The organism is Georgenia sp. Marseille-Q6866 (assembly GCF_965111665.1).
The window spans coordinates 261,797-274,040 of sequence record NZ_CBCOOR010000003.1 but is presented as its reverse complement, the minus strand read 5'-3'; the positions used below and the strand labels follow the sequence as shown (position 1 = coordinate 274,040).

Below are 12,244 nucleotides of genomic sequence, written 5' to 3'. Positions count from 1 at the left end.
CCACACACCATCATCCCCCCCGAAGGGCCCCCGCGCCAGCGCCAGTTTTTTCTAAGCCCCACCCGCCCTCCCCTCCCCGCCCACCCGCTCGGCTTGCCCCGCCGGCAGCAGCGCGATCGCGGAGCCGCCGAAGCCGCCGCCGGTCATCCGGGCGCCGTGGGCGCCGGCCGCCGTCGCGGTCTCGACGGCGAGGTCCAGCTCGGCGCAGGAGATCTCGTAGTCGTCGCGCATCGACGTGTGCGAACCGGCCATGAGCGCGCCGAGCGCCGCCGCGCGGTCGGTGTCGAGCGGCCCGGCGTCGAGCTCCTCGGCGAAGCGGGCGACCCGCTCGATCTCGGTGACGACGTGGCGCACCCGCCGCTGGACCACGGGGTCGGTCAGCGCGGCCAGGGCGGCGTCGAGGTCCTCGACCTCGCGCAGCGTCGTCACGCCGAGATGCCGGGCGGCGCGCTCGCAGCTGTCGCGGCGCTCGGCGTACTGGCCGTCGACGAGCGCGTGCGGGGCGCGGGTGTCGATGACGAGGAGCTCCAGCCCCGCCGCCTCGAGCGCGAAGGGCACCTGCCGGGTGGAGCCGTCGCGGCAGTCGAGGAGCAGGGCCCTGGCCTCCTCGGCGCGCAGCGAGGCGGACTGGTCCATCCCGCCGGTCGGTGCCCCGGCGACCTCGTTCTCCGCCCGCACGCAGGCGGCCGCGAGACGGGCCCGTCCGGCGTCGTCTGCCGCCAGGCCCAGCCCCCACAGCTCGTCGAGGGCGATGGCGACGGCGCACTCGAGCGCCGCCGAGGAGGACAGCCCCGCGCCGTAGGGGACGCAGCTGTCCACGGCGACGTCGAAGCCGGTCACCCGCTCGGCGGGGACGAGGCCCTCGGCGACCAGCGCCCAGGCGACGCCGACGACGTACGCCGGCCAGCCCTCGACGGCGCCCGGCGAGCCCGCCGGGCCGACGCCATCGAGGTCGACCGTGCGCACGCCCGGCTCCTGGCCGGAGGTGAGCCGCACGGTCCGGTCGTCCCGGCGGCGCACTGCGACGTAGGTGCGGTGGGGCAGGGCGATCGGCAGGCACAGGCCGCCGTTGTAGTCGGTGTGCTCCCCGATGAGGTTGACGCGCCCGGGAGCGGCCCACACGCCGTCGGCGGGCTCGGGGCCGAGGGCGGAGGCGAGGAGGTGACGGGCCCGGCGCGCGCCGTCGTCGGCGGTCCAGGCGGGGGCGAGGACGCTCACGCCATGACCTCCCGCAGCCGGTCGGCGATGCGCTCGGGGGTGGTGTCGGAGACCCACGCACCCATGCCGGACTCGGAGCCGGCGAGGTACTTGAGCTTGCCGGGCGCGCGGAGGACGGAGAAGAGCTGCAGGTGCAGGCGCAGGTCCTCGCGGCCCTCGTTGACCGGGGCCTGGTGCCACGCGGAGATGTAGGGCAGCGGGATGGCGCGCTGCTCGCCGTCGGCGCCCTCCTCGACGAAGAACTGGTCCCCGGCCCGGAGCAGGCGCAGGTAGATCGCCGCGAGGTCGGTGCGCTCGGCGTCGGTGAGCGCGGGCAGGTCGGGGACGTCCCGGCGCGGGGCCAGGTGCATCTCGACGGGCCAGCGCGCGGCGGCCGGGACGTAGGCCACCCAGTGCTCGGACTCGGCGACGACACGGCGTCCGGAGCGCAGCTCGGCCTCGAGGACGTCGCGCAGGAGGTTGCGGCCGGTGGCGGCCCGGTGCTCGCGCGCCTGGCGCAGCATCGTCGCGGTACGCGGCGTGAGGTAGGGGTAGGCGTAGATCTGGCCGTGTGGGTGGTGGAGCGTCACGCCGATCTCGCGGCCGCGGTTCTCGAAGCAGAAGACCTGCTCGATCCCCGGCAGCGCGCCGAGCTCGGTGGTGCGGTCGCCCCAGGCCTCGATGACGGTGCGCATGCGGCGCTCGTCGAGCGTGGCGAGGGAGGCCTCGGCGTCGGGGGAGAAGCAGATGACCTCGCAGCGGCCCGCCGCGGGGCGCACGGGCCACAGCGGCTCGCCGTCGAGGTGGGTGACGACGTCCTCCTCGCCCGGCACCTGGACGAGGGAGGGGAAGCGGTTCTCGAAGACGACGACGTCGTAGTCGTCGGCCGGCACCTCGCCGTCCGAGTACGCCGCGCCGGGCTTCGCGGGGGCGAGCGGGTTCGCGTCCGCCGGGGGCAGGTGGGTGCGGTTCATCCGGTGGGTGGCCATCGGGACCCACTCACCGGTGAGGACGTCGTAGCGCATCTGCGGGCCGGTGAAGGGCTGCGGCTCGCCGTCGGCACCGGCCACGGGGCCGAACCGGTCCGGCAGCGGGCGAGGGTCGTCCAGGCGCCGGGTCGCGCCGCCGGACACGTAGGGCTCGGAGTCGTCGAAGTAGAGGATCTCGCGGCCGTCGGCGAGCGTGTCTCGGGTCTTGCGGACGGTGTCAGTCATCGGAAGCGATCTCCAGGGAGAAGTCGTGCGTGGCGGCTGCGGCGAGGGTCTCCTCGTCGGGCTGGGCGTCGGTGACGAGGGCGGCGAGGTCCTCCGCCCGGCAGAAGGTGCGCAGTCCGCGCACGCCCCACTTGCTCGAGTCCAGGACGGCGACGGCACTGCGGCCGGTCGCGAGGAGTGCCGAGTTCGTCGACGCCTCCTGGAGGTTCGGCGTCATGAGGCCGATGGCGGGGTCGAAGCCGTGCGCACCGAGGAAGACCCAGTCGACGCGGACGTCGCGCAGGTAGTCGACGGTGGCCGGCCCGACGAGGGCGTCCGAGGGCGTGCGCTCCCCGCCGGTGAGGACGACGGTGGGCGCCGGGCGGCCCGCCTCGCGCGCCTGCATGGCGGCCTGGTGGAGGACGTCGGCGGCGGGCAGGGAGTTGGTGATGACGGTGAGCGTGGCGAAGTGCGGCAGCGCCGTGAGGGCGCGGGCGACGGCGAGGGTGGTGGTGCCCGCCGAGAGCGCGACGGCGTCCCCCGCCTCGACCCGCGAGGCGGCGAGCGTGCCGATGCGGGCCTTCTCGCCCGTGTGCTGCCCGGCCTTGAGGGCGAAGGCCGGCTCCTGGGCGGAGCGGCTGGGGGCGACGGCGCCGCCGTGGACCCGGGCGACGAGCCCGCGGCGGACGAGACTGGTGATGTCCCGGCGGATCGTCATCTCCGAGACGCCGAGCTGGTCGACCATCTCGGCCACGCGCACGCCTCCGTGCTGGTTGACCGCGGCCAGGATCTGCTGCTGCCGCTGCCGGGCGAGCAGGGGTGGCGCCTCGGGACGCTCGATGTCCATGCCCCCAGTGTGCCAGAAAACGCCCCATAACCGAACATGACCGATCATTCACGGTGCCTCGCACGCTGACGGCGGGATCTTCCGGTCGGAGGATTCCGCCCGTCGGCGTGCGGACGGTTCTGTTCGAGCAGCGTGCCGGTGGGTGACCTACCCGGTCCACCTCGGCCGGACGTGCGCGGAGGGAGGAGGTCGGAGGACGACCGGGGAGGTCAGCGTGTCGAGGAATCCGGCTGTCGGCGGGAGGGGGAGCGGCTCTGGTGATGCTGGCTCGTGGCTTCGTCCCTAGGCTTGCCGGCCATGAGCACCGCTGCCGAGGGCCGCCCGTCGCTGGGGGAGCGCGTCACCGCGCTCATGTCGCGCTGGGAGCACTCCCGGCCCGGCCGCGGGCTGGCCCGGTACGCGAAGGCGAACGGCGGCCTGCTCGCCGGTGGCATCACCTACTCCGCGCTCTTCTCGATCTTCGCGGCGCTCACCATCGGCTACACGATCTTCATGACCGTGCTCGGCAACAACGCCGAGCTGCGCGAGACCGTGCTGCAGAGCGTGGACGACGCACTGCCCGGCATCATCAACACGGGCACCAACGGGGGCCTCATCAACCCCGACGACCTCGTGCTCAACACGGCGCTCAACCCCGCGAGCATCGCCGCTGTCGGGGTGCTGCTGTGGACGGCGATCTCCGTCATGGGCGCCCTCAAGCGCTCCATCCGGATGATGTTCGGCATCGTCTCCCCCAAGGAGAGCCCGGTCCTCACCCGGGTCCGCGACCTCGGCGGCTTCCTCATCCTCGCCCTGGCGGTCGTCACGACGGCGGCGCTGGGCATCGCCGCGGGCGCGGCCGGGCAGTGGCTGCTCGACACCGTGGGGATCGAGGGCACCTTCGCCTCCGTCGCGCTGCGCGTCCTCGGCTACCTCGTCGCCCTCCTCGTCGACGGCGCGGTGTACGTCCTGCTCTTCCGGGTGCTCGCCGGGGTGCACGTGCCGCGCCGCGACCTCCTCGTGGGGGCCCTGCTCGGGGCGGTGGCCTCCACGGTGCTCCGGCTCTTCGGGACCACCCTCGTCGGCGGCGCCGACAACCCGCTGCTCGCCACGGCTGCGGCCCTCATCACCCTGCTCCTGTGGGTCAACCTCCTCGCGCGCGTCACGCTGATGATCGCCGCGTGGACCGCCAACCCGCCGGCCCCGCCCAAGCCGGACGAGCCGGGCGCGACGAACTTCGACGAGCACCCCAACTACGTGACCCTCTCCGTGCCGCGCACGCTCACCTGGGACTACGAGGCGACGACGGGGACGGTGCAGGCGCCCGAGAAGCTCCGGGAGGAGACGCTCGTCGCCGACCTCGAGCAGCTGGGGGAGGAGGGCGAGGAGGTGCTCGCGCTGCGCCACGCGGAGGACGAGCAGGACGAGTGGAACGAGCGGATGGCCGTGGAGGCCCGCGCTCGGGAGGCGTACTGGGGTGGCCTCGTGGGGCGGGTGCGCGAGTGGAACCGCCGCCGCCTGGGCCGGCGCCACGAGACCAAGGACGCCTACGCCGGCCGCTCCGCGCGACGCCGCAAGGCGCGCGGCGAGACCCGCCACCGCGAGCCCTGAGCGCCGAGTACGCACGAACGGTCACGCAGACGGCGCCGCACGGCGCCGCTGGTGACCGTCTGTGCGTACTCGGCTGGGAGAGGTGCGGCGGGGCTCAGACGCCGTTGCGCAGCGCCGTCCGCAGGTCGAAGTTCAGCTGGTTGATCGTGTCGAGCGGGATGCCCTTGGGGCACACGGACGCGCACTCACCGATGTTCGTGCAGCCGCCGAAGCCCTCGGCGTCCTGCTGGGCGACCATCGACACGACGCGTCCGAGCCGCTCCGGCTGGCCCTGGGGCAGCTTGCCGAGGTGGGTGACCTTGGCGGCGGTGAAGAGCATCGAGGAGCCGTTGGGGCAGGCCGCGACGCAGGCGCCGCAGCTGATGCAGGCAGCGGCCTCGAAGGCGGCGTCGGCGTCGGCCTTGGGCACCGGGGTGGCGTGGGCGTCCGGGGCCGCGCCGGTGTTGGCGGAGATGAAGCCGCCGGCCTGGATGATCCGGTCGAAGGCCGAGCGGTCGACGACGAGGTCCTTGATGACGGGGAAGGGGTCCGCGCGCCACGGCTCGACGGTGATCGTGTCGCCGTCCTTGAAGGAGCGCATGTGGAGCTGGCAGACCGTGGTGACCTCCGGCCCGTGCGCGACGCCGTCGATCATGAGGCCGCACATGCCGCAGATGCCCTCGCGGCAGTCGTGGTCGAAGGCCACCGGCTCCTCGCCCTGACCGATGAGCTGCTCGTTGAGGACGTCGAGCATCTCGAGGAAGGACATGTCCTCGGAGACGTCGTCGAGCGTGTAGTCGACCATCCGGCCGCGGGTGGCGGCGTTGGCCTGACGCCAGACCTTGAGGGTGATTCTCACTTGTAGCTCCGCTGCTTCATCTCGACGTGCTCGTACACGAGGTCCTCCTTGTGGAGCACGGGCGGCTCACCCGTCCCGGTCCACTCCCATGCCGCGACGTAGGCGAACTCGTCGTCGTGGCGCAGTGCCTCGCCGTCCTCCGTCTGGCTCTCCGCGCGGAAGTGCCCACCGCAGGACTCGCGGCGGTGCAGCGCGTCGATGCACATGAGCTCACCGAGCTCGATGAAGTCGGCGACGCGGCTGGCCTTCTCCAGGGACTGGTTGAAGTCGTCGGCCGCACCCAGGACCCGCACGTCGCGCCAGTACTCCTCGCGCAGCGCCCGGATCTTCTCGATGGCGGTCTGCAGGCCCTCGGCCGTGCGCTCCATCCCGCAGTACTCCCACATGATGTGCCCGAGCTCCTTGTGGAAGGAGTCGACCGAGCGGGTGCCGCCGGCGTTCATGAGGCGGGAGATGCGGTCCTCGACGGACGCGCGCGCCTCGAGCACCGCGGGGTGGTTCTCGGCGACCTTTTCGAAGGGCCCGTCGGCGAGGTAGTCGTTGATCGTGTTGGGCAGGACGAAGTACCCGTCGGCCAGGCCCTGCATGAGCGCGGAGGCACCCAGGCGGTTCGCGCCGTGGTCGGAGAAGTTCGCCTCACCGGTGACGAAGAGGCCGGGGATGTTGGACTGGAGGTCGTAGTCGACCCACAGCCCGCCCATCGTGTAGTGCACGGCCGGGTAGATGCGCATCGGCACCTCGTAGGGGTTCTCCCCGGTGATGCGCTGGTACATGTCGAAGAGGTTGCCGTACTTCGACTCGACCGCCTTGCGGCCCATCCGCTCGATCGCCTCGGCGAAGTCGAGGTAGACACCGCGGCGCACGCCGTCGACCGCCGGGCCCACGCCACGGCCGTCGTCGCACACGTTCTTCGCCTGGCGAGAGGCGATGTCGCGGGGGACGAGGTTGCCGAACGCCGGGTAGGTGCGCTCGAGGTAGTAGTCGCGGTCCTCCTCGGGGATGTCCCGCGGGTCCTTGTCGCAGTCCTCGGCGCGCTTGGGCACCCAGATGCGTCCGTCGTTGCGCAGTGACTCGCTCATCAGCGTGAGCTTGGACTGGTAGTCCCCGGAGACCGGGATGCAGGTCGGGTGGATCTGCGTGTAGCAGGGGTTGCCGAACAGGGCGCCCTTGCGGTGCGCGCGCCAGATCGCCGTCGTGTTGGAGCCCATGGCGTTCGTCGACAGGTAGAAGACGTTGCCGTAGCCGCCGGTGGCGAGGACGACGACGTCGGCCAGGTGCGTCTCGATCTCACCGGTCACCATGTCGCGGACGATGACGCCGCGGGCGCGGCCGTCGATGACGACCAGCTCGAGCATCTCGTGGCGCGTGTACATCTGGACCGTGCCGGCGGCGATCTGGCGCTCGAGGGCCTGGTAGGCGCCGATGAGGAGCTGCTGGCCGGTCTGGCCGCGGGCGTAGAAGGTGCGGGAGACCTGGACGCCGCCGAAGGAGCGGTTGTCGAGCAGGCCGCCGTACTCGCGGGCGAAGGGCACGCCCTGGGCGACGCACTGGTCGATGATGTTCGCGCTGACCTCGGCGAGGCGGTAGACGTTGGACTCCCGGGAGCGGAAGTCGCCGCCCTTGACCGTGTCGTAGAAGAGCCGGAAGGTCGAGTCGTTGTCGTTGCGGTAGTTCTTCGCCGCGTTGATGCCCCCCTGAGCGGCGATCGAGTGCGCCCGGCGCGGGGAGTCCTGGTAGCAGAAGGACTTCACCTGGTAGCCGGCCTCGCCCAGCGTGGCGCCGGCGGAGGCGCCGGCCAGACCGGTGCCGACGATGATCGCACTGATCTTGCGCCGGTTCGCGGGGTTGACGAGGCGGGCACCGAACTGGCGCTCACGCCAGCGGCGCTCGACCGGGACGGCGGTCGGCGCCTTGGTGTCGGCGATCGGGGCGCCCTCGCGGTAGAGGCCGTCGATGAGCTGGTCGGTCATGGGATGCACTACTCCGCGGGTCTAGACGAGCCCGAAGGCGATGGCGAGCGGCGGGACGAGGAAGCCGACGACGACGAGGATCGCGACGGCCAGGGCTACTGCCTTGATCATCGGCTGGCGCGTGCGGTTGGACCAGCCGAGGGTCTGCGTGGCGCTCCAGATGCCGTGGCGCAGGTGCATGCCCAGGGCCACCATCGCGACGACGTAGATCGCGACGAGCCACCACGTCTCGAACGCGGCGACGAGGCGGTCGTAGGGGCTGTCGAAGGAGCCGCCGACCTCGATCGTCAGGGTCGTGAACTGCAGGATGTGGAAGACGATGAACAGGAGCAGGGCCAGGCCGCCCCACATCATCGTCCGCGAGGACAGGCTCGAGGACACCGACTTCTTCATCACGTACTTCTGCGTGCGGGCCCCGCGGTTGCGCCGCGCGAGCACGATCGCGGACCACACGTGGAGCACGAGGCTGACGACGAGGCCCAGGCGCATGACCCACAGGAAGCCGGACTCCGGCAGCATCGGCTCGCCGAGCACCCGCAGGTGGTGGGCGTAGTCGTCGAAGGCCTGCTGGCCGGACAGCGCCTTGAGGTTGCCGTACATGTGGGCCAGCACGAAGAGCAGGAAGATGACGCCGGTGACGGCCATGACGAGCTTGAGGGCGACCGACGTGCGGCGGCCCTTGACCTGCCGCGCTGCAGTATGAGTGGTGGACACACGAGCATGGTATCCACGTCGTGGACATTCTCGGGACCATGGGCCCGGGACACGGGCACACGTGTCCAACAGTGAGGACGGCCCCGCTGTCTAGGCTGCCGCCATGAGTTCCGACCCGATCCCCGGCTTCCACGCCGTCGTGCCCGCCGGCGGCGCCGGCACCCGGCTGTGGCCGCTCTCACGCCGCGCGCACCCCAAGTTCCTCCTCGACCTCACGGGCAGCGGGCGCACGCTCCTCCAGGGCACCTGGGACCGGCTCGCGCCCCTGGCCGACGGCGTCACGGTCGTCACGGGCGAGGCGCACGCGGCCGCGGTGCGCGAGCAGCTGCCGGAGCTCGCCGGGCACGCCCTCCTCACCGAGCCCTCGGGCCGGGACTCGATGGCTGCGATCGGGCTCGCGGCGGCGCTCCTGCGCGAGCGGCACGGCGACGTCGTCGTCGGCTCCTTCGCCGCCGACCACGTCGTGCGCCGGCCCGAGGCCTTCGCCGCCGCCGTCCGCGAGGCGGTCGCGGCGGCGCGCGCCGGGTACGTGGTGACGATCGGGGTGGAGGCCGACCACCCCTCGACCGCCTTCGGCTACGTCGAGTCCGGCGCGCCCCTCCGGGTCGAGGGCGCCCCCTCCACGCTCCACGTCGCCTCCTTCGCCGAGAAGCCCGACGCCGAGACGGCCGCCGCGTACCTCGCCACCGGCCGGTACCGGTGGAACGCGGGCATGTTCGTCGTCCGTGCCGAGGTGCTGCTCGATCACCTGCGCCGGCTCCAGCCCCCGCTGCACGACGGCCTCCTCGCCATCGCCCGCGCCTGGGACGGGCCGGACCGGGAGGAGGTCCTCGCCCGCGAGTGGCCGCGCCTCACCCGCATCGCCATCGACCACGCCGTCGCCGAGCCCGTCGCCGCCGACGGCGGGGTGGCGGTCGTCCCCGCGGAGCTCGGCTGGGACGACGTCGGGGACTGGCGCTCGCTCGCGACGCTGCTCCCCGCCGGCCCCGACGGCGTGCGGACGCTGGGCGAGGGCCCCGTCCTCGCCGCCGACAGCACCGGCGCCGTCCTCGTCCCGGCCACCGGCCGGCTGGTCGCGGTGCTGGGAGTGCCGGGCGCCGTCGTCGTCGACACGCCCGACGCGCTGCTCGTGACGACGACCGACCACGCCCAGCGGCTCAAGGAGGTCGTCGACGTCCTGCCCGACGCGCTCCGCTGAGGCGCGCTAGGGTCGCTGGGGTGAAGGACGTCCCCCAGGCTGACCGCATCGTCGAGCTCGCTGCCGAGCTGGAGGAGGAGCTGGTCGCGATCCGGCGCCAGATCCACGCCAACCCCGAGCTGGGCTGGATGGAGCAGGAAACGACCACCCTCCTGTTCGACCGGCTCACCGCCGCAGGCCTGTCCCCGCGCCGCACCAAGGGCAGCGGGCTGGTCTGCGACATCGGCCCCGACCCGCGCGAGCGGGGACGACGGCGGATCGCCCTGCGCGGGGACATCGACGCGCTGCCCGTGCCCGAGACCACCGGGCTGCCCTTCCGCTCCCGCCGCCAGGGCGTCTCGCACGCCTGCGGCCACGACGTCCACGCCAGTGCCGTCCTCGGGGCCGGTCTCATCCTCGCGCGCCTCGAGGAGGAGGGGCAGCTGCCCGTCGGGGTGCGGCTCATCCTCCAGCCCGCCGAGGAGGTCCAGCCCAGCGGCGCCAAGGAGCTCCTCGGCCAGGGCGTCCTCGACGGCGTCGAGCAGATCTACGCCCTGCACTGCGCGCCGAAGATCGCGTGCGGCAAGATCGGCTCGCGCATCGGCCCGATCACCGCTGCCTCGGACAACGTCACGGTCACCGTCCGGTCCGCCGGCGGGCACACCTCGCGCCCGCACCTCACCGGCGACGTCGTCTACGCCCTGGGCCACATCATCACCCAGCTGCCCGCCGTGCTCGACCGGCGCCTGGACCCCCGCTCGGGGGCCAACCTCACGTGGGGTGCGGTCAACGCCGGCCGCGCGCCGAACACCATCCCCTCGGTCGGCAGCGTCACCGGGACGCTGCGCTCGCTGGACGTCGAGACCTGGGAGCGGGCCGGCACGCTCGTCGACGACGTCGTCGCGGACCTCCTGGCGCCGCTCGGCGTCGAGGTGGAGCTCAAGCACCAGCGCGGCATGCCGCCCGTCGTCAACGACGAGCAGTGCGTGCGGCTGCTCGACGGCGCCACCCGGGAGGTCGTCGCCGACGACGCCGTCGTGCTCACCGAGCAGTCCCTGGGCGGGGAGGACTTCGCCTGGTACCTCTCGCGCGTGCCCGGGGCGATGGTCCGGCTGGGCACCCGCGCGCCCGGCGGGGCGGCGCACGACCTCCACCAGGGCGACCTCGTCGTGGACGAGCGCGCGATCAGCATCGGGGCCCGGGTGCTGGCCCGCACCGCGCAGCGCGCCGGCTACGAGCCGCGCGTCGCGGCGCAGCCCCGGCCCGGCTCCCGGGGTGGAGCGCCCGTCCTGTCCGGCCGCGGGCCGGCCGCCGTGCGCGCGCGATAGCAACGTTTGTGTAACAGAACATAGACACATCTCACCATGCGGCCAATCTCGCGGCCGCGGAGGCTTACAGTCGGCCGTACGCAGCCGATAGGTCACGGTGGGACGCCTCCATCGTCCCGCCGACCACCGGCCTCAACCATCCCCAGGAGACAAGCGTGAAGAAGACGATCTACGCGACCGCTCTCGCGGCCGTCGCCACGCTGGCACTCGCGGCGTGCGGTGACGCGCCGGAGGACGACAGCACCGAGCCCGCCGGCGAGGCCACCACCGAGGCGACCACCGGGTCCGCCGAGGAGGTCGACTACCTCGCCTGCCTCATCTCCGACCAGGGCGGCTGGGAGGACCAGTCCTTCAACCAGTCGGCCATGGAGGGCGGCATGCGCGCCCAGGAGGAGCTCGGGATCCAGCTCAACGACGCCGAGTCGCAGTCGGACGCCGACTTCGGCCCGAACGTCGACTCCATGGTGCAGCAGGGCTGCGACATGACCATCGGTGTCGGCTTCCTCCTCGAGGACCCGATCCAGGCGGCCGCCGAGGGCAACACGGACGTCAACTTCGGCCTCGTCGACGCGACGTTCTCCAACCCGGGTGAGGGCGCCGACGCCGCCCCGGTGCCGGTCGAGCTGCCCAACGCCGCACCCATCATCTTCAACACGGCCGAGGCCGCCTACCTCGCGGGCTACGTCGCCGCGGGCATGAGCGAGACCGGCACGGTCGCGACCTTCGGTGGCCTGCCGATCCCGTCCGTCAACATCTTCATGGACGGCTTCGTCGACGGCGTCGCGAAGTTCAACGAGGACAACGACGGCGACGTCCAGGTCCTCGGCTGGGACAAGGAGGCGCAGGACGGCACGTTCTCCGGCGGCTTCGAGGACCAGGGCCAGGGCCAGGCGCTGACCGAGCAGTTCATCGCCCAGGGCGCCGACGTCATCATGCCGGCCGCCGGCCCCGTCGGCCTGGGTGCGGCCGCCGCCGCCGAGAGCGCCGGCAACGTGTGGGTCGTCGGTGTCGACTCCGACTGGACCGCGTCCACGGACTACGCCGACATCGTCCTCGCCTCCGTCGTCAAGGAGATCGGCGCGGGCGTCTTCGAGACCATCAAGGCCGGCCTCGAGGGCAGCTTCACCGGCGAGCCCTACATCGGTGACCTCGCCAACGGCGGTGTCAGCCTCGCCACCGGCAGCGCGGACATCCCGCAGGAGCTCCTCGACCAGGTCGAGGCCCTCCAGGAGCAGATCATCTCGGGCGAGCTCGCCGTCGAGACCGTCAACGCTCCCTGATCCACCCCCTACAGTGACGGCCCGGCCCACCCGCGGCCGGGCCGTCACCGTCTGCCCGCCACGGACGCCGCGGCGTCCCCCCTCCGGCCGCGTCGCCGCGGCCCGCTACC

The 12,244-nt window shown here is 72.8% G+C and carries 10 protein-coding genes; 4 read left to right on the top strand and 6 right to left on the bottom strand.

Translation table 11 applies throughout. The features are described from left to right. Positions 1-51: 51 nt before the first annotated feature. From galK to ACWPXV_RS04565, 3 genes are read right to left on the bottom strand one after another with little or no spacing between them, the layout of a single operon-like run. Positions 52-1,218 (bottom strand): galactokinase, encoded by a 1,167-nt coding sequence (galK, locus tag ACWPXV_RS04575; protein ID WP_454084104.1) that lies wholly within the window; start codon positions 1,216-1,218, stop codon positions 52-54. Continuing rightward, on the bottom strand, positions 1,215-2,411 hold the full coding sequence (galT, locus tag ACWPXV_RS04570) for a galactose-1-phosphate uridylyltransferase (RefSeq protein ID WP_454084103.1): 1,197 nt from the start codon (positions 2,409-2,411) through the stop codon (positions 1,215-1,217). Before galT ends, galK begins: the two co-directional genes overlap by 4 nt. Continuing rightward, positions 2,404-3,207: a DeoR/GlpR family DNA-binding transcription regulator gene (locus tag ACWPXV_RS04565; protein ID WP_454084114.1), complete on the bottom strand. Its 804-nt coding sequence runs from the start codon at positions 3,205-3,207 to the stop codon at positions 2,404-2,406. The genes galT and ACWPXV_RS04565 overlap by 8 nt, the downstream gene beginning before the upstream one ends. Positions 3,208-3,534: 327 nt before the next feature. Here ACWPXV_RS04565 and ACWPXV_RS04560 point away from each other — a divergent pair, with 327 nt between their 5' ends. After that, positions 3,535-4,827 (top strand): YihY/virulence factor BrkB family protein, encoded by a 1,293-nt coding sequence (locus tag ACWPXV_RS04560; RefSeq protein ID WP_454084102.1) that lies wholly within the window; start codon positions 3,535-3,537, stop codon positions 4,825-4,827. Between the two features lie 94 nt (positions 4,828-4,921). Here the strand turns inward: ACWPXV_RS04560 and ACWPXV_RS04555 are convergent, their stop codons facing one another. Genes ACWPXV_RS04555 through ACWPXV_RS04545 form a run of 3 tightly spaced genes read right to left on the bottom strand, consistent with a single transcriptional unit; the run spans position 4,922 to position 8,349 of the window. After that, positions 4,922-5,665, bottom strand: coding sequence for a succinate dehydrogenase/fumarate reductase iron-sulfur subunit (locus ACWPXV_RS04555; protein WP_454084101.1), 744 nt, complete (start codon positions 5,663-5,665; stop codon positions 4,922-4,924). Further along, a complete protein-coding gene (locus ACWPXV_RS04550; protein WP_454084100.1) occupies positions 5,662-7,635 on the bottom strand; it encodes a fumarate reductase/succinate dehydrogenase flavoprotein subunit in 1,974 nt (657 codons plus the stop codon). Before ACWPXV_RS04550 ends, ACWPXV_RS04555 begins: the two co-directional genes overlap by 4 nt. A gap of 21 nt (positions 7,636-7,656) precedes the next feature. Further along, positions 7,657-8,349 carry a succinate dehydrogenase cytochrome b subunit gene (locus ACWPXV_RS04545; RefSeq protein WP_454084099.1) on the bottom strand — a complete coding sequence of 231 codons (693 nt, stop codon included), beginning with the start codon at positions 8,347-8,349 and terminating at the stop codon, positions 7,657-7,659. A 103-nt stretch (positions 8,350-8,452) separates the two neighbouring features. On the opposite strand from ACWPXV_RS04545, the gene ACWPXV_RS04540 reads away from it, so the two are divergent. The 3 genes from ACWPXV_RS04540 (at position 8,453) to ACWPXV_RS04530 (ending at position 12,134) form a co-directional block, all read left to right on the top strand. Beyond that, a complete protein-coding gene (locus ACWPXV_RS04540) occupies positions 8,453-9,547 on the top strand; it encodes a mannose-1-phosphate guanylyltransferase (protein WP_454084098.1) in 1,095 nt (364 codons plus the stop codon). Between the two features lie 20 nt (positions 9,548-9,567). Beyond that, complete coding sequence (locus ACWPXV_RS04535; protein WP_454084097.1) at positions 9,568-10,854, top strand: amidohydrolase; 1,287 nt, start codon at positions 9,568-9,570, stop codon at positions 10,852-10,854. Between the two features lie 155 nt (positions 10,855-11,009). Further along, entirely contained in the window at positions 11,010-12,134 is a 1,125-nt protein-coding gene (locus ACWPXV_RS04530; protein WP_454084096.1) for a BMP family lipoprotein, read from the top strand. Positions 12,135-12,244: the final 110 nt, after the last annotated feature.

Bases quoted from the DNA above. Each gene is read 5' to 3' on its own strand.
- ACWPXV_RS04560 (WP_454084102.1), top strand. From the start codon at position 3,535: ATGAGCACCGCTGCCGAGGGCCGCCCGTCGCTGGGGGAGCGCGTCACC.
- ACWPXV_RS04550 (WP_454084100.1), bottom strand. From the start codon at position 7,635: ATGACCGACCAGCTCATCGACGGCCTCTACCGCGAGGGCGCCCCGATC.
- ACWPXV_RS04540 (WP_454084098.1), top strand. From the start codon at position 8,453: ATGAGTTCCGACCCGATCCCCGGCTTCCACGCCGTCGTGCCCGCCGGC.
- galT (WP_454084103.1), bottom strand. From the start codon at position 2,411: ATGACTGACACCGTCCGCAAGACCCGAGACACGCTCGCCGACGGCCGC.